The sequence below is a fragment of the Falsiruegeria mediterranea M17 genome (assembly GCF_900302455.1).
Taxonomy (GTDB): Bacteria; Pseudomonadota; Alphaproteobacteria; order Rhodobacterales; family Rhodobacteraceae; genus Falsiruegeria; species Falsiruegeria mediterranea.
The window spans coordinates 120,202-141,854 of sequence record NZ_ONZG01000009.1; the positions used below are offsets into that span (position 1 = coordinate 120,202).

At 58.8% G+C, this 21,653-nt stretch carries 21 protein-coding genes; 13 read left to right on the forward strand and 8 right to left on the reverse strand.

Features of this window, described 5'->3' with window-relative positions; translation table 11 throughout:
- The first annotated feature begins 58 nt into the window (after positions 1-58).
- Positions 59-871 carry an amidohydrolase family protein gene (locus TRM7615_RS17435; RefSeq protein WP_207775244.1) on the forward strand — a complete coding sequence of 271 codons (813 nt, stop codon included), beginning with the start codon at positions 59-61 and terminating at the stop codon, positions 869-871.
- Between the two features lie 46 nt (positions 872-917).
- On the opposite strand, the gene TRM7615_RS17440 is transcribed toward TRM7615_RS17435, so the two are convergent.
- Positions 918-1,778: a CAP domain-containing protein gene (locus TRM7615_RS17440; RefSeq protein WP_235824128.1), complete on the reverse strand. Its 861-nt coding sequence runs from the start codon at positions 1,776-1,778 to the stop codon at positions 918-920.
- A gap of 361 nt (positions 1,779-2,139) precedes the next feature.
- Positions 2,140-2,346, reverse strand: coding sequence for a 30S ribosomal protein S21 (gene rpsU / locus TRM7615_RS17450; RefSeq protein WP_005614280.1), 207 nt, complete (start codon positions 2,344-2,346; stop codon positions 2,140-2,142).
- 110 nt (positions 2,347-2,456) lie between these two features.
- Between rpsU and TRM7615_RS17455 the strand changes: the two genes are divergently transcribed.
- Both TRM7615_RS17455 and TRM7615_RS17460 read left to right on the forward strand, forming a co-directional pair.
- Positions 2,457-3,146, forward strand: a complete 690-nt coding sequence (locus TRM7615_RS17455; RefSeq protein ID WP_108789853.1) for a COQ9 family protein — start codon at positions 2,457-2,459, stop codon at positions 3,144-3,146.
- 39 nt (positions 3,147-3,185) lie between these two features.
- Positions 3,186-4,172, forward strand: coding sequence for an NAD(P)H-quinone oxidoreductase (locus TRM7615_RS17460; RefSeq protein WP_108790094.1), 987 nt, complete (start codon positions 3,186-3,188; stop codon positions 4,170-4,172).
- A 40-nt stretch (positions 4,173-4,212) separates the two neighbouring features.
- Here the strand turns inward: TRM7615_RS17460 and TRM7615_RS17465 are convergent, their stop codons facing one another.
- The 3 genes from TRM7615_RS17465 to TRM7615_RS17475 form a co-directional block, all read right to left on the reverse strand.
- Positions 4,213-5,070, reverse strand: coding sequence for a DUF2189 domain-containing protein (locus tag TRM7615_RS17465; RefSeq protein WP_108790097.1), 858 nt, complete (start codon positions 5,068-5,070; stop codon positions 4,213-4,215).
- Positions 5,071-5,209: 139 nt separating this feature from the next.
- Positions 5,210-5,800: a GNAT family N-acetyltransferase gene (locus TRM7615_RS17470; protein ID WP_108789855.1), complete on the reverse strand. Its 591-nt coding sequence runs from the start codon at positions 5,798-5,800 to the stop codon at positions 5,210-5,212.
- Between the two features lie 185 nt (positions 5,801-5,985).
- Entirely contained in the window at positions 5,986-7,383 is a 1,398-nt protein-coding gene (locus TRM7615_RS17475; protein ID WP_108789857.1) for an aminotransferase family protein, read from the reverse strand.
- A 410-nt stretch (positions 7,384-7,793) separates the two neighbouring features.
- On the opposite strand from TRM7615_RS17475, the gene TRM7615_RS17480 reads away from it, so the two are divergent.
- The 6 genes from TRM7615_RS17480 to TRM7615_RS17505 all read left to right on the forward strand — a co-directional run bounded on the left by TRM7615_RS17480 (position 7,794) and on the right by TRM7615_RS17505 (position 12,106).
- Positions 7,794-8,783, forward strand: coding sequence for a taurine ABC transporter substrate-binding protein (locus TRM7615_RS17480; protein ID WP_108789859.1), 990 nt, complete (start codon positions 7,794-7,796; stop codon positions 8,781-8,783).
- 97 nt (positions 8,784-8,880) lie between these two features.
- Positions 8,881-9,687: a taurine ABC transporter ATP-binding protein gene (locus TRM7615_RS17485; RefSeq protein WP_108789862.1), complete on the forward strand. Its 807-nt coding sequence runs from the start codon at positions 8,881-8,883 to the stop codon at positions 9,685-9,687.
- Positions 9,688-9,692: 5 nt separating this feature from the next.
- Entirely contained in the window at positions 9,693-10,994 is a 1,302-nt protein-coding gene (locus TRM7615_RS17490; RefSeq protein ID WP_108790100.1) for an ABC transporter permease, read from the forward strand.
- 174 nt (positions 10,995-11,168) lie between these two features.
- Positions 11,169-11,570 carry a thiol-disulfide oxidoreductase DCC family protein gene (locus TRM7615_RS17495; RefSeq protein ID WP_108790103.1) on the forward strand — a complete coding sequence of 134 codons (402 nt, stop codon included), beginning with the start codon at positions 11,169-11,171 and terminating at the stop codon, positions 11,568-11,570.
- Positions 11,567-11,785 (forward strand): DUF4166 domain-containing protein, encoded by a 219-nt coding sequence (locus TRM7615_RS17500; RefSeq protein WP_108789864.1) that lies wholly within the window; start codon positions 11,567-11,569, stop codon positions 11,783-11,785. The genes TRM7615_RS17495 and TRM7615_RS17500 overlap by 4 nt, the downstream gene beginning before the upstream one ends.
- 6 nt (positions 11,786-11,791) lie before the next feature.
- The gene (locus TRM7615_RS17505) at positions 11,792-12,106 is read left to right on the forward strand and encodes a DUF4166 domain-containing protein (protein WP_108789866.1); all 315 of its coding nucleotides are present in this window, start codon (positions 11,792-11,794) and stop codon (positions 12,104-12,106) included.
- 240 nt (positions 12,107-12,346) lie between these two features.
- Here the strand turns inward: TRM7615_RS17505 and TRM7615_RS17510 are convergent, their stop codons facing one another.
- From TRM7615_RS17510 to TRM7615_RS17520, 3 genes are all read right to left on the reverse strand, one after another.
- Entirely contained in the window at positions 12,347-13,975 is a 1,629-nt protein-coding gene (locus TRM7615_RS17510; protein WP_108789868.1) for a GMC family oxidoreductase, read from the reverse strand.
- A 3-nt stretch (positions 13,976-13,978) separates the two neighbouring features.
- Positions 13,979-15,517, reverse strand: a complete 1,539-nt coding sequence (gene betC / locus TRM7615_RS17515; RefSeq protein ID WP_108789870.1) for a choline-sulfatase — start codon at positions 15,515-15,517, stop codon at positions 13,979-13,981.
- Between the two features lie 78 nt (positions 15,518-15,595).
- Positions 15,596-16,576, reverse strand: a complete 981-nt coding sequence (locus tag TRM7615_RS17520) for a Bug family tripartite tricarboxylate transporter substrate binding protein (protein ID WP_108789872.1) — start codon at positions 16,574-16,576, stop codon at positions 15,596-15,598.
- Between the two features lie 118 nt (positions 16,577-16,694).
- Between TRM7615_RS17520 and TRM7615_RS17525 the strand changes: the two genes are divergently transcribed.
- Genes TRM7615_RS17525 through TRM7615_RS17540 form a run of 4 tightly spaced genes read left to right on the forward strand, consistent with a single transcriptional unit; the run spans position 16,695 to position 21,626 of the window.
- Positions 16,695-17,900: an ROK family transcriptional regulator gene (locus tag TRM7615_RS17525; protein WP_108789874.1), complete on the forward strand. Its 1,206-nt coding sequence runs from the start codon at positions 16,695-16,697 to the stop codon at positions 17,898-17,900.
- A gap of 21 nt (positions 17,901-17,921) precedes the next feature.
- On the forward strand, positions 17,922-18,404 hold the full coding sequence (locus TRM7615_RS17530) for a tripartite tricarboxylate transporter TctB family protein (RefSeq protein WP_108789876.1): 483 nt from the start codon (positions 17,922-17,924) through the stop codon (positions 18,402-18,404).
- Positions 18,405-18,408: 4 nt separating this feature from the next.
- Positions 18,409-19,899, forward strand: a complete 1,491-nt coding sequence (locus TRM7615_RS17535) for a tripartite tricarboxylate transporter permease (protein ID WP_108789878.1) — start codon at positions 18,409-18,411, stop codon at positions 19,897-19,899.
- Positions 19,896-21,626 (forward strand): metallophosphoesterase family protein, encoded by a 1,731-nt coding sequence (locus TRM7615_RS17540; protein WP_165821469.1) that lies wholly within the window; start codon positions 19,896-19,898, stop codon positions 21,624-21,626. The genes TRM7615_RS17535 and TRM7615_RS17540 overlap by 4 nt, the downstream gene beginning before the upstream one ends.
- Positions 21,627-21,653 lie beyond the last annotated feature (27 nt).

Below are 21,653 nucleotides of genomic sequence, written 5' to 3' on the forward strand. Positions count from 1 at the left end.
ATTAGAGTTACACTCTAGAGTACTGCTCTGATTCCGTCTTGTCATCAGGAGATCGCCCGTGACCGAAGTTATCGACGCCTGGGGTCAGCACCCCACGCTCAGACACGCCCAGGACCCGATGTTTGATTCGCTGCGTCGATGGACCAAAACCCCGACCCCGACCAAAGAGCTTCCGGTGGCGACCACTGTTGGTCTGATGGATCGGGCCGGAGTAGACCGCATGCTGATCAGCGCATGGGAAGCCCCACGCAACACGATGATTTCGAACGACGAGGTGGCCGGGTTTGTTGCCGAAGCGCCTGATCGCTTGGTTGGCGTCGGCTCGGTCAACATCGCCCACCCGATGGAGGCAGTACGCGAGATCCGCCGCTGTGTGACCGAGTTGGGGTTCAAGGCGATCCGCGTTCTGCCCTGGCTGTGGGAGGTGCCGCCGACAGATCGTCGGTTTTACCCGGTTTATGCGGCGTGCGTTGATATGCGCGTGCCATTTTGCACCCAGATCGGCCACACTGGCCCGCTGATGCCGTCCGAGGTCGGGCGGCCGCTGTACCTGGATCAGGTGGCGCTGGACTTCCCCGAGCTGACCATTGTGGGCGGGCACATCGGCTATCCTTGGACCGAAGAGGCGGTGGCCGTCGCGACCAAGCACGAGAACGTCTACATTGATACGTCCGCCTACACAGTGGGGCGCTACCCGCCAGAGCTGGTGCGGTTTCTCAAGCGGCACGGCACCGATAAGGTGTTGTTTGGCACCAATTATCCCATGATGCCGCCGGAACAGGCGCTGAAAGGGTTCGATGCGCTGGGCCTGGATGACAGGCAGGCCCAGCAGTTTTTGTCTGGCAACGCCAAAAGGGTGTTTGGCCTTTAGGGAACGTTGTCGGCCAGACGCAGGATTGCGCCGGACCGGGATCAGTTCAGAAACAGAATGAACCGTCGTCCCACATCGGTTGCGAGAAGAATGCGCCCAGGTCATCAGGGCTGAAACACCAGGTATCCTGATCGTCCGTGGTGGGACGGTCAGATTCCAGATTTAACAGTGCGATGTCCTGTGGTTGCGTCAAGGCGGGCTCGATCTGGGTACCTTGATTCACCGGCCTCCACTCGAAAACAATCTCTTCGCCGCTCCAGCATTCAAGCAGCATGTCGGCAATTGAGTTCGGCGGGTTGGTAGGCAACTCGGGCACCTCTGCTTCGGGTGGGAGGACATCTTCGGGTTGCGCGACCACAGGTTGCTCTGTTTCGGGCTGTTGCGTCACTGGTTGCTCTGGCTCTGGGGTTGGCGTGTCAGGAACCTCAACCTCGACCACTTCTGGGGGATCAACCGGAGTCGTGGGCGTAGTGGGGTTATGATCCAACTGAACTTCGGCTTGGGTCCGGGCAAAATTTTGTGTGACCATCACTGCATCGTAACCCTGATAATCACCGGTTTCGATGCCGATGCCGACAACTGTGACATTGGGATCCAAAATGTTTGCACGATGTCCGGCGCTGTTCATAAGGCCTTCGTGCAAATCCTCGACATCATCAGCCAAGCCCGGCGCACCGCGTTCGCTCTGCCAGGCGATGTTCTCGGACCAGGTCCAGTTGCCTGAAAACTGAAAGCCCGCGTCTTCCATCCGGTCCCCGGCGCTCGATCCGTTTGCGCCGGCATGCGTGAACACATCCTGTTGCAGCATCCAGGAACTGTGGTCCTCGGATGAATCGTTCAATCTGAGCTCGAGCTGAACCGGGTCCAATCCCCGCGACGTGCGTTCTTCGTTAATCAAATCAAGCATTTGCCGCTCTAAGTCGTTTGCTTGTGACATGGTATTCTCCCGTGTGTTGAGTGGGCGGCCTGCGCCGCGTCCTTGGCACTAAGAGACGGGAGGGATGACAGAAACAGTCGGTTGTGGCGGCCGGGAATTCACGCGAGGCGCCGCCTTTTCATCCGAAAGTCATGCGCAAGAAGCCGCAGTTCCAAACGCCTGAAATCGGCAACGGCAACTTCAAGCTGAGAGCGCGACAGGAAACCGGCAAATATTGTCCCAGGGAAGAAAAAGGTGGGCAAGGACAGAATCAGAAGGATCAAAAAGACAAACCCCCGCGGCAGGGCCTCGGGGGTCGTCAAATAGCGTCTGAAAATAGCCGCTGATCTGCTTAGAGCAAACCTTCGCGCTGTGCTTTCTTGCGTGCCAGTTTGCGGGCACGGCGGATCGCTTCAGCCTTCTCGCGTGCTTTTTTCTCGGACGGCTTTTCGAAATGTTGCTTGAGCTTCATTTCGCGGAAGACGCCTTCACGCTGCAGCTTTTTCTTCAGGGCACGAAGCGCCTGATCGACATTGTTGTCACGAACACTAACCTGCATGTGGTTTTCACCACCTTTCTAGATAGAGTTGCAAGGATTTGCAGGAAGTGGCCGTATAGCAAAGCGACACTAATATGTCTAGTACATGTGTAACGGTTCGGAGATTGACCATGACCATGCCTTACGAAGACCTGCGCGAGACCCTTTTGGACGCCGCCCTGATCCATGTGCCCTTTGATGGCTGGACCGAGGCGACGTTTGCCGCTGCCGTGGCGGATGCAGATATGGACAGGACGTTGGCACGCGCGGTTTGCCCACGCGGCGCGTTGGATCTGGCGTTGGCTTACCATGCACGCGGCGATGCGCAGATGTTTGAGCGGATGCAGTCCGAGGACATGAGCGAGCTTCGGTTCAGCGAAAAAGTGGCCGCCGCGGTCCGGTTCCGTCTGGAAGCTTCGGACGACAAAGAGGCGGTGCGCCGGGGTACGACGCTTTTCGCTTTGCCCGCCTATGCCGCCGATGGGGCCAAGGCGATTTGGGGAACATGTGACCTGATCTGGGACACGCTTGGTGACACCTCGCAAGACGCCAATTGGTACACAAAGCGCGCAACGCTGTCAGCAGTCTATTCCTCAACCGTTTTGTTCTGGTTGGGCGATGATTCGTCTGACCATCACGCGACCTGGGAGTTCTTGGACCGCCGCATCGACAACGTGATGCAATTCGAAAAGTTCAAGGCGCAGGTGAATAAGAACCCCCTGTTCAAACCTTTGCTGGCCGGGCCGAATTGGCTGATGAGCCAGATCAAGGCGCCGGTTCGGATGAAGGATCTGCCGGGGTCGTTGACACCGCGCGGTTGATCGCCTGACATGCCCCTGAACATCAAGCAGGAGACCCTGATGACCGAAACGATGCGTGCCGTTGAAATCACCAAACCCGGCGGCCCCGAGGTTCTACAACTCACCGACCGTACTGTGCCAACGCCTGCGCATGGTCAGGTGGTGCTCAAGGTTGCCTTTGCCGGCGTCAACCGTCCCGATGCCTTGCAGCGGGCCGGGGCCTACGATCCGCCCCCCGGTGCCAGCGATCTGCCGGGGCTGGAATGCTCGGGTGAGGTTGTGGCCATTGGCGACGGTGTTGATGGGCTGAACATCGGTGATCAGGTCTGTGCGCTGCTGCCGGGCGGTGGCTATGCAGAATTTGTGGCAACTCCTGCCGCGCATTGTCTGCCGGTGCCGGCAGGCATGGGTATGAAAGAGGCGGCGTGCCTGCCCGAGACATTCTTCACCGTCTGGTCCAATGTCTTTACCCGTGGCGGTTTGAAAGCGGGGGAGCGGTTCCTTGTGCATGGCGGTTCCAGCGGGATCGGAACGACCGCGATCCAACTGGCCAAAGCGTTTGGCGCGCGTGTCTTCGCCACAGCTGGGTCGGACGACAAATGCCAAGCGTGTCTGGACCTCGGAGCTGAAAAGGCGATCAATTATCGGGACGAGGATTTCGTCAAGGTGATGAAAGCCGAAGGCGGTGCCAACCTGATTCTGGACATGGTGGGCGGAGACTACATCCCCCGCAACGTCAAATGTCTGGCTGAAGACGGCCGCTTGGTGCAGATCGCCTTTCTGCAAGGGCCGGTGGTCGAGCTAAACTTTGCTCTGATGATGGTCAAGCGCCTGACCCTGACCGGCAGTACCCTGCGTCCGCAAAGCGACCTGGCCAAGGCCCGGATTGCACAGGACCTGCGCGAGGCGGTTTGGCCGCTGTTGGATGCGGGCACCGTTGCCCCGGTCATGGACAGCGAGTTTGACTTTGCCCAAGCGGCCGAGGCGCACGCACGCATGGAAAGCTCTGGCCACATCGGCAAGATCGTCATGAAGGTTGGCGGTTAAGCCACTTAGGCGTAGGCCGAATTGCGGCCTGCGCAATTTCTCAAACGATGGCCCGGCGGTACAGGTGCCACGTCGCGTGCCCCAAAATGGGCATGACAAAGATCAGCCCCAAAAGCATCGGGATCGAGCCGATCACCAGCATCGCCGCGACGATAGCGCCCCACGTCAGAACAATGCGCGGGTTCTGCCGCATGACGCGAACGGACGTGACAACCGCAACCGGGACGCCGACCTGACGATCCAGCAGCAAAGGAAAGCTCACGATGCTGATGGCCAGAGCGATCAGGGCAAACAGGAACCCGACCGCAACGCCCACGATCATCATGGTCCAGCCTGCGGTGGTGGTGGTCACGTCGGTCAGGAACGCCATCAGGGATACAGGCGCCTCGGGGCCCAAGGTCTGGGAGTAGATGCTTTGTGCGGTCAGGATCCAAGTCACGAAAAGGGCGGTCAGATAGAGCCCTAGGGCCAGGACCGCCCCAAACGACGGTGAGCGGAAGACGCCGAACGCGTCCAACCAGTGCACCTCTTGCCCCTGTTCCCGACGACGGCTGATTTCATAAAGACCAACGGCGGCCACCGGGCCCAACAATGCAAACCCCATCACCAGCGGCGCCAAAAGCGGCACCAAGTCCATGCGCATACCTAGTCCAAACAACACAAGCCCGGCCAAAGGATAGACCACCGCGATAAAAATTGCATCGGCCCGGCTGGCCAGAAAGTCGTCATAGCCTGCGCGCAAGGCGTGACGGATGTCATTTGTGCTGAGCGTGCGTATTTCTGGCAGGTTTTTGGTGTCTTCACTGCCAAGTTGGGTGACCGTCTCGCCCATATGATCGCCGGTTGCGCCCAGGTTTTGGGCTGCCCAGCTGATCGGATTGCCAATTGTTTTTGCCATATCTTTCCCCTTCCAAAAGCGCGGATCGCCATGAAAAGGGCCTGACACATCGTTGCGCCCGGCCCGGCCGATCTGCAACGCATGGGAGTAGTATAGCACAATCTGATTTCGCGCGCTTTCACAGCTGCGAGACTGTGTGTCAGCCGCGGGGTTTCTCCATCTGCCAGGTCAGGTTGGCGCGCACCGCAGGCCATTCCCCAGCGATGATGGAATAGACAGCCGTATCGCGCAGGGTCCCGTTGGCCATCACCATATGTGACCGCAAAATGCCATCCAGTTTGGCCCCCAGCCGCTCGATCGCGCGGCGGCTTTGGTGGTTGAGGGCGTGTGTCCGAAACTCGACCGCGATGGCGTCAAGCGTCTCAAAGGCATGGCGCAACAGCATCAGCTTGCATTCGGTATTCAGCGGTCCTCGTTGGGCCGAGCGGGCATACCAGGTCGAGCCGATTTCCAATCGTTTTGCGCCGTGGTCGATATTCATGAAGGTGGTCATCCCAACGGCGCGGCCCGAGGCGTCTAGAACTGCAAAGGGCACCATGCTGCCGTCGTCTTGCAGGGACAGGCGGCGGGCGATTTCCTCACTGACCTGATCGGGGGCAGGGATCCATGTGTACCACAACCGATGCAGTTCACCGTCAGCACTGGCGGCGGCCAGGTCGTCGGCATGTACCATGTCCAATGGGACAAGGCTGGCGTGGTGGCCGCGCAAAGCGACAGGGGTGGCCCACATCTTGAAGCTCCTAAAGTTCAATCGAATTTCAGAGGATGTGACGCAAAACCGGAGGGTGAAGAAGTTCCAAAATCTGAAAAGATGAGCAGTCCAATTTGTGCGGGCAAGAAAAAAACCGGCGCGGAGGACGCGCCGGTTTTAAGTTTGCACCCCCAAGCGGGGAGAGAGGGGTGTGCAAATATCAGTTAGCCAAAGACCCGACCAAGCGCGCCATCAACGGCGTCGGTGATCTGATCGATGTCATCTGCCGTTGCGATCAGCGCGGGCGAGAAGCACAGGGTGTTGTTGCGGCCCGGCAGCGAACGGTTGGTCGCGCCGATGATCACGCCCTGATTCATACAGTCGGCCACAACGGCCTGAACCAGCTTCTCTTCAACAGGGTCTTTGGTGGCACGGTCCGCCACCAGCTCGGCGCCCAGGAACAGGCCCTTGCCGCGTACGTCGCCGATGATCTTGTGCTTTTCCATCAGGCCCTGCAGGTTGCCCAGCATGCGCTCACCCATATTGGTGCAGTTGCCCAGCAGGTCTTCGTCTTCGATGATACGCATGTTCTCGATCGCGGCTGCCGGACCGGCGGTGCAGCCACCAAAGGTCGAGATGTCGCGGAAGTATCCCAGCGGATCGGCTGCGTCGTCCTTGAACATGTCAAAGACTTCTTCAGTTGTGACCATGCAGGCAATCGCCGCGTAACCCGAGGCGACACCTTTCGCCATGGTCACGAAGTCGGGCTTGATGCCGTACTGCTGATAGCCGAACCAGGTGCCGGTGCGGCCAACGCCACAGACAACCTCGTCGATGTGCAGCAGCACGTCGTACTTTTTGCAGATCTCCTGCACGCGCTCCCAGTAGCCTTCGGGCGCTTCGATCACACCGCCGCCTGCGGTCACCGGTTCCAGGCACAATGCGCCAACGGTTTCAGGACCTTCACGCAGGATCACCTCTTCGATGGCGTCTGCTGCGGCCTTACCGAATGCTTCGCCCGACAGGTCCTCGTGACCCAACTCGTGCTTGCGGTATTCCATGCAGTGGGGAACGCGCACGAAGTCAGGCGCAAAGGGGCCGTACTGCGCGTTGCGCTCGTCCTGACCACCGGCCGACATCGTCGCCAGGGTCGAGCCGTGATAGTCACGGTCACGATACAGGATCTTGGTTTTCTTACCGCCATAGCGCTTGTGCGCGATCTGACGGACCATCTTGAAGGCCTTCTCGTTCGCTTCAGAACCCGAGTTGGTGTAGTAGACGCGGCTCATGCCGGGCATCTTGTCGATCAGCTTTTCAGCAAAGATCGCACCGGGAATCGAGCCCGCGGTGTTTGCGAAGTAACACAGCTTCATCAACTGATCGTAGACCGCCTTGCAGATGGATTCGCGGCCATAGCCTACGTTGACGGTCCAGACACCGCCGGAAACAGCATCCAGGTGCTCTTTGCCTTTCTGGTCCCAGACCCGCATGCCTTTACCTTCGACAATGATGCGGGGATCATTGGTTTCAAAGGGTTTATGCTGGATCAGGTGATGCCAAATGTGGGCGCGGTCGGCTTCGACCACGTGTGAAAGATCGTTCTCGTTGAACGTGCCGTCCATGACATGTCCTTTCAAAATTCTGCCAGATATCGACTCTATCTTTCGTGAAGAAATCAGAGCCGTCTTCAAGACTCCAGAGACTTTAAAAAATAGGCACGCGGATAGGGCCAGATGCTGCGGTGCGGTAAGTCCAGTACTGATTTCACGCCGAAATTTCGCTTGCCTGTTACATCAATATTTGTCTGAAAAACCACGGAAATCTGCGGTTTCACAAATTGAAAGCCCCAATTTCATCTTCTCTCTTTTTGGTGAACCCTCATAAAAGGCATTGATTGCGTGAGGATTTTCGGCTCGGATCAACGTACGGGCCCCACGAAACCTCCTGGGGGATCGTCCTGAACACTCATAGAGGCGGAACACCGCCCAAGATATCCGACCTGCCCTAACGGCAGGCAACAGGGAGACGACGTATGACTTTCAAATCCAAGTTGATGGGCGCAGCGGCAAGCGTGGCCATGTTGGCAGGTGCTGCACCTGCCATGGCCGAAGACCTGACCGTAGCGTATTTCCTGGAGTGGCCGATGCCGTTCCAGTTTGCCAAAGAAACTGGCATGTATGACGAGGCACTCGGCACCAAGATCAACTGGGTCAGCTTTGACACAGGTACCGCGATGTCCGCGGCGATGGCGTCGGGCGACGTGCAACTGTCCGTCAGCCAGGGCATTCCGCCTTTCGTGGTCGCGGCTTCGGCTGGTCAGGACCTTCAGGTCGTTGACGTCGCTGTATCCTACGCGGACAACGACAACTGCGTGGTGCGCGCAGATCACGAGATCGACAAGGACAGCGCAAGCGAACTGGCAGGCAAGAAGGTTGCCGTTCCACTGGGGACCGCTGCACACTATGGCTTCCTGAAGCAGATGGAGCACTTTGGCGTTTCGCTCGACAGCTTGGAAATCGTTGACATGGCCCCGGCCGAAGGCGAAGCCGCACTCAGCCAGGGCGCCGTTGACATGGCCTGTGGTTGGGGTGGCGCGCTGCGCCGCATGCTGGGCTCGGGTAACGTTCTGCTGACCGGTGCTGAAAAGACCGAGCTGGGCATTCTGGTATTCGATGCGACAACCGCGCCGACTTCTTATGTGGCTCAAGAAGGTGACATGGTTGCCAAGTTCCTGGCTGTGACCGCTGAAGCCAACGCAATGTGGGCGGATGAAGCTAACCACGCCAAGATGTTGCCGGTGATCGCCAAGGACGCGGGTATGAGCGAAGAGGATGCAGCGGCAACGCTGAAAACCTTTGTGTTCCCGACCGTCGAAGAGCAGTTGAGCGCAGCATGGTTGGGCGGCAACGCGGCGACGTTTATGAAGGGCGTTGCGGACGTCTTTGTTGCATCGGGTTCGATCGATGCGGCCAAAGCTTCTTACGAGGACAACGTGAACGCAGGTCCTTTGGGCGGCAACTAAGCGTTATTCGTGAAGTGGGGTGGGTGTTTGAAAAAACACCCACCCCTTTTTCGCTTTACGTGTAAGGCGATCCCACCTTGGAAAGAAGGGGATCCAGGTGTCTGGACTTCTCATAAATGATATCTCGATGCGCTTTGACCTGCCAAACGGTGGGCATGTCCAAGCGCTGAAGAACGTGTCGCTGGACATCAAGTCTGGTGAACTGATGAGTGTGTTGGGCCCGTCGGGCTGTGGCAAGACAACGCTTTTGAATATCGTCGCGGGCTTCTTGGCCCCGACCGAAGGGACAATTGAACTGAATGGGCAGGTCGAAACTGGCCCCAGCCCGGAACGTGGCATGGTGTTTCAGCAAGGCGCGCTGTTCGAATGGATGAACGTGCGCGACAACGTGAGCTTTGGTCCGGACATGAAAGGTGTCAGCCGGGCAGAAAGCAAAGAGAAGGTTGAACACCTTCTCGAAGTTGTTGGCCTGCAGGACTTCAAGGAAAAGGCCATCTATGAGCTGTCGGGCGGCATGCAGCAGCGTGTTGCCTTGGCGCGTTGCCTGGCCAATGATCCGGACGTTATCCTGATGGACGAACCGCTCGGGGCCTTGGACGCTCTGACGCGTGAAAAGATGCAGTCGCTGGTTCTGGACCTGTGGAAGGACACCGGCAAGACCATCATCCTGATCACCCACTCGGTCGAAGAGGCGTTGCTGCTTGGCGAACGCTTGTTGGTAATGGCGCCGCGTCCCGGTCGCGTGCACAAGGAATACCGCCTGCCGTTTGCGGACCTTGGCGTCGGCAACGACCTGCGGGAAGTGAAGAAACACAAGGACTACGCCGGGACGCGCGAAGAGATCCTTGAGATGATCTGGAACATGGAAGAAGAAATCATGGGCCGGACGGAGGAAAGCGCATGACTGGTTTGCTCGTTCTCGTCCTCTACATAGGCGCGTTCTTTGGGTCGTTTTTCATCGCAAAGCGTGTTTTCAAAAGCGCGTTTGAGAAAAAAGGCTTCAACCGACTGAAAACGGTGACCTTTGGCGATGAAAGCGCGATTACGGCCAACCGCGTCGCTTCGGTCGTTTCGGTCATCACCGTGTTTTGGCTCTGGGTGGCCTTCACCAACTCGACGATTCCTCTCCCCAAGATGCCCGGCCCTTTCCTGGGTGACACGAGCTTTACCTACACGGTGCAGCTTGAAGACGGGACCACGGACGAAGCGGTCGTTTCGGTCCGGGTTTACCGCGAAGACATCCAGCAGACCGTCGATGAGAGCGGCGAGCCGGGCCGCGAGCCTGATCCGATCGAAGTCGAGCCCGGAGAGGGTTTTGCCAAGAACGATACGCTGACCGTGGCGCGCTATGCGTTCAAGGTTGTGAACGTCTGGAAAAACGATGAGGTCAGCAAGAAAGAAGGCTCCAAGATCATCACGATCAATGGCCAACCCATCGAACCGGGTGGCGAGGTCAAGACCGATGACGGCACGATCCGTCTGACCGAAAAGGGCACGCCGACGTTTGAACCGGCCAAGGGCCTGCGCATGGCGCGGCTCTATCTGCCGGCACCCGAGGTTGTGTTGCAGCGCTTCTTCTGGCTGAACAAGGAAGGGTATCAGGGCTACACCCTGTTCGAGCACACACGCTTCTCGCTGCAGCGTGTTTTGCTGGGCTTCTTCTTTGGTGCTCTGATCGGCATCCCGATTGGCTATGCCATGGGGCTGACAGGCTGGGCCCGCGGTTGGTTTGACCCGATTGTCGAATTCATGCGTCCGATCCCACCCTTAGCCCTGATCCCGCTGGTGATCATCTGGTTCGGGATTGGTGAGCTTGGCAAGGTTGTCCTGCTGTTCCTGGCGGCGCTATGGATCATGATCATTGCGGCCCGATCAGGGGTCTCGGGGGTTGCGATTTCCAAGGTGCATGCGGCCTATTCGCTGGGGGCGTCCAAGTGGCAGATCCTCAGCAAGGTCATCGTCCCGAACTCTTTGCCTGACATCTTCACTGGTGCCCGTGTCGCCATGGGAGTCTGTTGGGGTACAGTTGTTGCGGCTGAACTGGTTGCGGCAAACGTGGGTCTCGGCAAGATGATCGTGACCGCGTCCAAGTTCCAGCTGACCGACATCATCATCGTCGGCATCATCGTGATCGGTGTTATCGGCTTTGCCATCGAGGTCGGCATGCGGAAATTGGAAAGCTGGCTGATCCCGTGGAAAGGCAAAATCTGATCCAGGCTTGATTTGAACATGAACCGGGGCGCGCCTGATGGCGTGCCCCGGTTTCTTTTTGGGTCCTCGTGATGAGACACTTTGCCGGTTGTGAGTGACCTGTAATTGAACCAGCGTTCCCCTATGGCCGATGAAACTCTCCTCTTGCCCCTCTCTGATCAGGTCGCCGATATCATGACGCGCCCAGCCGTGACGGTCATGGATGCCCATTGCGCGCTTTGTGCGCGTGGCGCGGCCTGGATTGCCCGCAATGATCACAGTCAAGAGTTCCTGATCGTACCGATGCAGACCGAGCTTGGTCGGACCCTGTTGATGCAGCATGGGCTGGACCCAGATGATCCAACCTCTTGGCTGTATCTGGAACAGGGGCAAGCCTATACGTCGTCCGACGCCATCATTCATGCGGGACAAAAGCTGGGCGGCAAATGGCGGCTTCTGACTGGGATGCGGATCATACCAAGATCCGTTCGGGATGCGCTCTATCGAATGGTCGCGCGCAATCGGTACCGCTGGTTCGGGCAGGGTGACATGTGCTCGATGCCCGACCCTGACGTGAAGCAACGTCTGTTCAAATGATCGTTCTTTACCGGCGGGTTCTGGGCGCAGCCCTTGATGATCTGCCGCCGCAATTGCTGGCTTTGCACGGCAGTGCCGATCCTCGAACCTGGTCAGGACAGGCTAGGATCTGGCGCGGTGCGGGCATTCTGTCTCGGCTGATCGGCTGGGTGATGCGTTTGCCGCCGGAGGGTGACGCGGTTCCGGTATCGGTCAGTTTCATTCCACAAGACTGAGGAGAAGTGTGGCAGCGCGATTTTGCCGGTCACACGTTTATGTCCTACCAGTACCAAGCACCAAATGCGCAGCCCGGCATTGTTAACGAGCGGTTTGGGATGATTGACGTGACCGTTGCTTTCCAGACCGATAGGGATCGTTTGGTTCTTGAGCCGATGGCATGGGCCTTTGGGCCTTTGCCTTTACCCAAAGCCCTTCTGCCCACAGGGCAAAGTTTCGAGACACAGATAGACGACCGCTTTGTGTTCGACGTCGAAATTGCGATGCCATGGGTGGGCCAGATTGCCACTTACCGCGGCTGGTTGTTGCCCACCGAATGAGCTCGGACGGAAACAGGAAAACCGGGTCCGGTGAGCGCCGAACCCGGTCTTTCCGCCAAATCCCTCATGGCGGAGGTGTGATGCAAGCTTGAGAGGAGAGAAAAGCTCGCATCGGGTGGTTCTGGTGTCGAAACAGGCAGTTTTTTGCGGCGCGGGTATAGCATGTGGTGTGCAGCGGTCGTCCGGTAGTCGAAACCGCGATGCCATTCCCGCGCCTCAAGGCGCCTGCTCGGGGAGAGGTCAGGCCGCCTTTTGAGCCCCCGATCGTCGGTCCTGCAAGATCATGTCGCTGGCTTTTTCGCCGATCATGATAGCCGGTGCATTTGTGTTGCCGCTGACGATGGCAGGCATGATCGAGGCGTCCGCAATGCGAAGTCCGCCAATGCCATGTACCCGCAATCTGTCATCGACGACGGCTTGGTCATCATGACCCATCCGGCAGGTCGAGGTCGGATGATAGATAGTTTGAGCGATGTTGCGCGCGGCCTCAAGGTGTTGTTCGTCTGTTTCAACCGGACCCACGGGAACGTGTTCGCGCACGATGAAGGGTGACAGGGCTTTGGTCTTGGTCATCGCGCGCGCAAACTTGACTGCGCGAATGGCACAAAGCTGGTCTGCGGTAGCCGAAAGATAATTCGGCACGATCAGGGGATGATCCTCGGATCGCGGACTGTTGATGTGGATGTGCCCGCGGCTTTCGGGGCGCAGCTGACAAACGGAAGAGGTAAAGCCCGAAAAGGGGTGCATCTCGATCCCCGGCTTGTCCGCTGACAGCGGCTGGAAGTGGAACTGGATGTCAGGGGTTTCCAACCCTTCCATCGATTTGGCAAAAATGACCACCTGGCTTGCGCCAAGGCTCATCGGGCCGGTGCGTTTGAGCGCATATTCCAGGCCAATTCCCATGCGATGAACGAACGAATTGATAGCGTCATTCAAGGTTGCAACGTTCACTTCATAGACCAGACGTATCTGCAGGTGGTCCTGCAAACACTCGCCTACGCCTGGAAGTTCGTGCCTCACGCCGATCCCGGCATTTTGCAGAACTTGACCTTGGCCAATTCCCGACAGCTCCAGGATCTGCGGCGAACCAATTGCCCCTGCGGACAGAATGACTTCTCCACCCGGGCGCAGGCGCGCTGTCTTGGGGGCGTGCTGATGGATGAAGTTCACGCCAGTAACCTGCTTGGGCGCGTCACTGGCAAAGGCCAGACCGGTGGTGTGGGCATGCGTCAGAACGGTCAGGTTGTCTCGCTTGCCCTTGATCGGGGTCAGGAACGCCTTGGCCGAAGAGCAGCGAAAGCCTTTCTTGGCGGTTTGGTGAAAGTAGCCTGCACCTTCCTGATTCTCACCGTTGTAGTCATTGGTCCGGGGGACACCCATCTCGACAGCGGCTTCAATGAACGCCTCAGAGATCTCGGACTTGGCGCGGATCAGGGATACGGAAAGCTCTCCGTCCTGACCGTGCAGTTCGGCATCGCCACCTTCGTGGGTTTCCGATCGTTTGAACAAGGGGAGCACATCGTCATAAGACCAGCCCCGATTTCCCAACTGCGCCCAGTGGTCATAGTCTTCTTTCTGGCCACGCACGTAGAGCAAACCATTGATCGAGGACGACCCGCCAAGCGTCTTGCCGCGCGGCCAGTCCAGGCTGCGGCCATTCAGGCCCGGATCAGGCTCGGCCTTGTAGCACCAGTCGGTGTTTGGGTTGTGCAGCGTCTTGAAGTAGCCAACCGGGATGTGGATCCACGGGTTGTTGTCCTTGCCGCCCGCTTCGAGCAGCAGAACCTTGATCGACGGGTCCTTGGACAGGCGGTTGGCCAGTACACAGCCGGCTGAACCGGCACCCACGATGATGTAGTCATAGTCCATTGTTCACACGACCTTGTCAGGTTTTGCCGGGGCCACATAGGGCAGTCGGGCTTTGGCCTTGGTGTCAGCCGCACCCGCGTTGCGGATGTAGCGGCGGTCGTCATCCTCGCGCACGAGATTGACGTATGAGGGTTCACCCCCCGTGATATTATGGATGGCCAAACGGCGTTGCTGGCTGGCGCGGATCTGCACCCGCAGCGCATCCGGGTCCCAGTCATCGAACAGAATCCCCTCCAGTTCGGCCCGCAGGTCGGCATGGGTCGGATCATCGGCCAGGTTGTTGACCTCGTTTGGGTCGTCGTCGGTGTTGTAGAGCAGGGTATCCACCCCCTCGAGCCACATCAGCTTCCATGGTCCACGCTTGACCATGCGGCTTGGCCCGGTGGAGCCGTCGGCGGCAAACTCGCCAATGCACAGATCGGTCATGGCATCAGTGTTGCCGTTCAAGGCAGGCACCAAAGAATTCCCATCGATGGGTGACGCGTACCCGTTCCAGGCCTCACCCGCCGCCATGTCCATCAACGTCGGCATCAGGTCCACCAGCGAGCAGTTCTCTTTCACGCGGGCCGCGGAGTAACGGTTGGGTGCATGCACGATGAACGGGACTTTCGCTGCCCATTCAAAGAAATGCTGTTTGAACCACATTCCGCGTTCGCCCATCATTTCGCCATGGTCGGCGGTGACGATGACGATGGTGTTCTCGGCTAGGCCGGTTTTCTCCAGCACGTCCATCATCTGACCGATTTTCTCGTCGATGTAGGAAATCATGCCGTAATACCCGTGCCGGGCCATGCGACGGTGCTCATCCGTGACGGTGAATTCGTGGCGCGACTGGCAATAGTGCAGATTGCGGCTCAGGTGATCCATCGCGTTTTCTTCGAGCGGCGGAACAGCGGGGCTCTCGATGTCGTCGTGATCATAGAGGTCCCAGTATTCCTGCCCGATCACAAACGGCGAGTGTGGCGATGTGAATGAGACCGTCAGCATGAAGGGGCGGCCATCGTCCTTGCGCGCCAGATCATAGAGCGCCTGAGTGCCGTGATAGGCGACCTCGTCATCGTAATCCATTTGCAGGGTGCGCACGGCAGGGCCGCTTTCGATGATCGGGGCCATGGTCAGGTTAGTGGGCTTGTATTCGCGCCCCTTCGACCAATCGACCGTCCAGGCAAAGTTCGCGGGATAGATCTCGGTCGTGTGGCGTTTTTCATAGCCGTGCATCTGGTCGGGGCCGACAAAGTGCATCTTGCCCGACATCTCGACGCGGTAATCCAACCCGCGCAAGTAATGGGCAAAGGTCGGGATGTCGGCGTGAAATTCATTGGCGTTGTCGTACATCTCGATGGCGAACGGCAGGCGTCCGGCATGCATCGAGGCGCGCGAGGGGCCGCACATGGGCAGATTGCAATAGCAGTTCTCAAAAACGACCCCTTCGTCCGCCAGACGGTCGATGTTCGGCGCCTTGACGGTCTTGTTGCCATAGGGCGCAAGGGCGTTGGCAGCGAGTTGGTCGGCCTGAATGAATAGAATGTTGGGACGGGTCATCGTGTTAAATCCGATTGAGTGGTTTCAAGTGGGCGGCACGGTGGGCGCGCCGCCCAAAGGTCTCTCGTGAGTGGTGGTTCAGCGAATGGTGAGACCCAGTTTGTCCAGAGCAGTGTTGAAGATGTTGTATTGCGCTTCGACGAAGGCCTTGGTTTCTTCGGGGCTGCGAATGTCGACGACGTTGCCCAGCTGGGTGGTCATGCGGTTCCAGGCCTTGTCGTCCTTCAGCTTTTGCAGCGTGTCGGTCCAGGCGGCGACGACATCTTCGGGCAGATCGGGCGGGCCGTAGATGGCGCTCCAACCGATGATCTGTTCCATGTCCGGGTATCCCAGTTCGCCAACAGTCGGGATGTCACCCACGGCTTCGAACCGCTCGGGCGTGGTGATGGCCAGCGCCTTGAGTTGACCGCCCTCGATGGCGTTGATCACACCCGACAGGTTCTGCCACATGAAATCCACCTGACCGCCGATGATCGCGGCGCGCGCCTTTCCGCCACCTTTGTAAGGGACGTGGATCAGGTTGTCTGCGTTGGCCCCCATGGTGTCGGCCATAACAGCAGTTGCGATGTGCAGCAGCGTGCCGACCCCGGCCGAGCCGTAAGTCATTTCGGTGCCGTCTTTGATGGCGGCTTCGAACTCGGCAAAGCTGTTGATCGGGCTGTCGCCGGCCACCACCAGGACAAAGGGGTTGGTTTCGATCAGACCCAGCATGGTGAAGTCGTCCCACTCATACGGGATGGTCTTGTTCATCGCCGGCACGCCCATTTGCGAGCCTACGCGAGCGGAGAGCAGGGTGTAGCCGTCTGCCTTGGAGTTGATGACGAAGTTCGAGCCTACAACGCCGGCCGCGCCAGTGCGGTTCACGGCCAGGATCGGCTGACCCAGATAGCTGGGCGCGGTGCCCGAAATCAGACGCGCGGACAGGTCCGCGGCACCGCCGGGTCCGTATGGAATGACCATGGTGATGGGGCGATCGGGATAGCCTTCGGCCTGGGCCGAGGTCAGCGATGCAACCGCGATCGCGGCGCCCGCTGCCAATGATTTGATGAGTGTTTTCATGTGTTCCTCCCAGAGAGATTCGGCCTGTTTTTCCTTGGCCGTGTAAGGTTTTGGTTGACTTCGGCCCTTTCTCAGGAAAGTTTGTTACTGTCTGTAATTAACTCGGAACCGAAAACAAATGCAAGACACTTTGCCAAACACACTTTCCACGGCGGGCATTCGGCGCGCCAATCGAGAGGAGATTTTGCGCACGGTTTTCTCGCAAGGCGGGACAACCCGTTTGCAGTTGGTCAAGCACACCGGGCTGACCGGGGCGGCGGTCTCGCGGATCACCCGCGAGCTGATTGAGGCCGGGCTGCTGGTCGAAGGCGAGCGTGTTCAATCCAAAGGGAAAACTGGTCGCAAAGAGGTCACGCTGAGCATGGCCCAGAACACGGCATTTGTTCTTGGGTTCACGGTCACGGCCAACCGCCTTTCGGTGGGTGTTTCGGATGTTTCAGGCACCGAGATCGAGACGCGCCAATTGCACATCAGTCGGACCCGCGCCGAAGAGGTTTTGCGCGCTTTGTGCGAGACGGCGCACGCCATGATCGCCGAGCTAGGGCTTGAGTCGAATCGTATCATTGGCGTCGGCGTCATGGTCGCGGCGGCCAGCCGAAACTGCGTCGACGGGGTTGTGACGTCCGCGCCCTTGGGTTGGACCAGCGTGCCTGTGGGTCAGCTGATCGAAGAGAACATGTGCCTGCCCGTCAGCGTCGAGGTGCGCGCCGTATCGCTGCTGCAGGTCGAAATGACACGCGGGCAAGGGGCCGGGCAGGGCGATCTGGTTCTGGTCAACAACAGCCTTGGTATCGGGGCCGCGGCGGTGCTGGGGGGGCATCAACTGGCAGGCGCATCCTGTGACATCGCGCATCTGGCCTTTGCAGGGGACAGCCGCTCCTGTTCGTGCGGGCGCAAAGGGTGCCTGGAGGCCACAGCATCTGGATTTGCGGTCGTGGACCAGCTGATTGCGGCCGGAAAATTGGAATCCGCACGCGACAGCAGCCGCAAGGCGGCAGCTTTAGCCCGCGCATTGCAAATGGCCGAAGATGGGGATGGAGAGGTCAAGCGCGCGTTTTTTGAGGCAGGTCAACGCATGGCGCTTGGATTGGATGCCGTAGCTGCGCTTTTGGGCCCTTCGAGCATCATCCTTGCTGGGGAAACCGGTCGACAGCCGGATTTCGTCGAAGGCGCCCGCAATCACCTCAAGTCGCTGCGGGTCACGGACCCCGGCTTTGAGCTGTTGGTCAGCCAGGTCACGTCGAACACCGCTGTCATCAACTACGCGCTGGAGCGGTTCTTGTTCTCCAGCGAACTGGATCTGGATCGCCTGCAGGCGGACTAAAAGAAACCGAAGGGAGGAAACATGTCAAAATCTTCTGACATCATAGCAGGGGCGGTCTTTCTGACGCTCGGGGTGCTGCTGATCTTTGTTTTGATACCTGTGGGTGTCGATGAGCCCCGCAAAGTGCCGTTTGCTGCGGCGTCGCCGTCGTATTACCCCAAGCTGATTGGCTATGTGATCGGCCTTTTGGGAGCGGGTATTCTGGTTCAGGGGCTACGGCGTGCACCGGACGATACCCCGTCCGTAGGCTTCGCGCCCTATGCCAAGGTGCCGGTGGCGATGGGGATCATGGCTGTCTTCTATCTCTTGCTGCCGTTTCTGGGTTTCATCTTGGGCGCGATGCTGGCTCTTTGTGCCTTGATGCTGCTGGCGGGAGAGCGCTCTCCGAAGGTTCTGGGGTTGGTTTCGGTCCTGTTGCCGATTGGCCTCTACCTCTTTTTTGCCAAGGTCGCGGGGATTCCGATCCCGTCCGGTCCCTTGGAACCCTACCTGATAAGGATCTGAACCGATGCTGGATACACTGGCCAATGCCTTTGCCCTGTTTGCGTCGATCGACAACGTCATCGTACTGTTCATCGGCGTGGTCGTCGGAACGGTCGTGGGCGCGATCCCTGGCATGACAACCCCGATGGCGGTGGCGTTGACGCTGCCGTTTACCTTTTCCATGCCACCTGTCACCGGCATCCTGCTGCTTTTGGGAGTTTACAAGGGCGGGATCTATGGCGGGTCGATCACTGCGATCCTGATCAACGCACCGGGGACGCCCGCCGCGTCGTGCACCGTTCTCGATGGCTATCCGCTGGCACGCAAGGGGCAGGCGCGACGCGCGCTCGACATCGCGCTCTATGCGTCATGCGTGGCAGATTTCATTTCGAACATCTCTCTGATCCTGTTTGCGGGCATTCTGGCGAGCTTTGCGCTTAAATTCCAATCGCCCGAGGTTTTCACTCTGGTCGTGTTCTCGCTGACCATCATCGCGGGTGTGTCAGGGGATCAGTTGCTCAAGGGTCTGGGATCTGCCGGTCTTGGTCTGCTGTTGGCAACCGTGGGTCTCGATCTGCTCTATGGCACCAATCGCTTTGTCTTTGGCGACGTGAACTTGATGAGCGGCCTGAACTTCATCCCGGTCCTGATCGGTTTGTTCGCGGTGCCCGAGATCATCAACTATTTCGTCAAGAATGACGTCGAACTGGAGCAATCCAAACTTGCGGGCATAGGTGCCACCTGGAATGACTTCAAAAGCTGCCTTAAGTCGATCATTCGCGGATCGTTCATCGGGGTGATCCTGGGGGCTGTTCCTGGCATCGGCGGGGCACCGTCGGCGTTCCTGTCGTATTCCGAGGCGCGTCGGACCTCAAAGAACAAGGCCAACTTTGGCAAGGGCGAGATCGAAGGCGTCGCAGCGGCTGAGGCCGGCAACAACGGCGTGGCCGGTGCCACGATGATCCCGTTGCTGGCGCTTGGCATTCCGGGTGACATCATCACGGCAATCATCCTGGGGGCGTTCATGATCCACGGGCTGCGTCCCGGGCCGCTGATGTTCCAGCAGAACATCGACCTGATCTATGCCATCTTCATCGGCATCATGCTCAGCTCGTTCTACCTGCTGATCGTGGGCAAGGCGTCGATCCGGATCATTTCCAAGATTGCGGACATCCCGCAGCGGGTGCTGTTCCCGATCGTGCTGATCCTTTGCGTTTTTGGTGCGTATGCGGTCAACAACTCAACCTACGATGTCGGCGTGATGCTGGTGATGGGTCTGGTGGGCTATGCGATGCTCAAACTGGCCATACCTGCGGCACCGTTCCTAATTGCCTTTATCCTTGGCCCACTGCTAGAGGACAACTTCCGCCAGTCTCTGACGATCTCGAGAGGGGATTACAGCATCTTCTTTAGCTCGACGATCTGTTGGGTATTCTGGGGGCTGACCGCGCTGACCGTTGGGCTGCTGATCTGGCAGCGCGTGGGGAGCGTAAAAACCGAGGTGCCACTGTCGTGACCGAACCATTGTTCACATTCGCCGTCTTCACCGACACTCATATCCGCGCGCCCGAGGGGGACTTGTCATCGCCCTATGCGGTGAACACCAAGGCCAACGCGCGGGCCGAGGTGGCGGCGGCGCTTGTGGCAGCGCAGAACCCTGCGCTGACGATCCACCTTGGTGATATGGTTCATCCCCTGCCGCATATGGCGGCCTACGAACCGGCGTGTCAGGAGGCGCGCCGGGTCTTTGCCTGCCTGGAGCCCAACCTGCATTTTGTGCCGGGGAACCACGACATTGGCGACAAACCGCATGACGCCTCACCAGCGGGGGCGGTGACGCCCGATGCGGTTGCGGCCTATTCGGGTCAATTCGGTGATCAGTGGTCCCATGTAGATCATGGGGACTGCCGGTTCGTCCTGATCAATTCCTCCATTGTCGGCAGTGGTTTGGATGTGGAACAGGAGCAATTCGACTGGCTCGAACAGGTGCTGGCCACCGACAAACGCACTTTTCTGTTCTCGCACTATCCGCTCTTCATCGACTCGGTGGATGAGGATGAACACTATGACAACTACGGGCTTCAGGGACGCACGCGGCTGCTCGAGGTGATTGAACGACACGGCGTAGAGGCGGTGCTGTCCGGCCATGTGCATCAGTTCTTTTACAACCGTGCAGGCGAGACGAAGTTCTATTGCCTGCCTGCCACCAGTTTTACCCGTCAGGACTTTGCCGAGCTCTACAATGCAGGCCCCGAAGCCGAATTTGGCCGCAACGATCGTGGCAAGTTCGGGATCATGTTGGTCGATGTCTTTACAGACGGGCATCGGTTGCGGTTTGTTCCCACGGGCGGCGCGGAATCGGATGCCGTTGTGGATATGAGCCAACGCAAGCCGCCCGCAAACTCAGGGCTTGTCCCCTTCATGCGACACGCCTGGTATCAGAGCCGCGATCTGCCCTACACCGGCGCAATGGAAGAGTTCTCACGCAAGCGGGCACGCAATGACTATCCGCTTTTGCGTTTGTGGCAGATGGGGATCGAAACAGTCCGCACGCCGCTGGCCGATCTGGCCCGACCCGAAAGCCTGCGCCGGGTGCAGGACTTTGCGGCGACCGGCATTCGGTTCCATATGTTTACCACGTCGATGCCGGATGAAAGGATGCTGGAGCTGATCGCGGCCAATCGCGATGCCCTGGCCGGACTTGAGATCGTGCAGGTCGAACCGGATCTGGCCCGCGTCAAGGAAATCGCCAAAGCGCTGATGAAAACCGTGGATGTGCCCCTTTACGTCAGTCGTGCGGCTACTTCGGCTGATAACGCGGTCGAGGGGCAGATCTATGCCCACAACGTCTGGACCGGCTACCGCTATGCGCGCCGGGCCGAGATCCTGGATGGTCTGGCCGACACTGGCCTGCCACTGCGGCCGATCTTTGCTGTTGGTTGGCGTGCGGACTGGTTGGGCAAGATCGGCGGATTGCAGGATGCGTTTGAGCATCGCGGGATCGAGGGCGCAGTGGCGGTCCAACTGATGACAGGCAGCCCTGCGACTGCGAACTTTGACGATGACTATATCGTGGAAAGCGTGGCCGAATTGGTGCGTGGCCGGGCGCGGCATCCCCGTGTCACGGTCATGCTGGATACGTTCGAGACCATCGATCGCGGCTACAACCCGCGCCACGGGTTGATTGACCGGCTGGGCAATTTGACCCCGGCGGGGCGGTCTTTGACCCTATCGCGTGACTAAGCCCGTGTAACGCCCGCGTCGCAAACA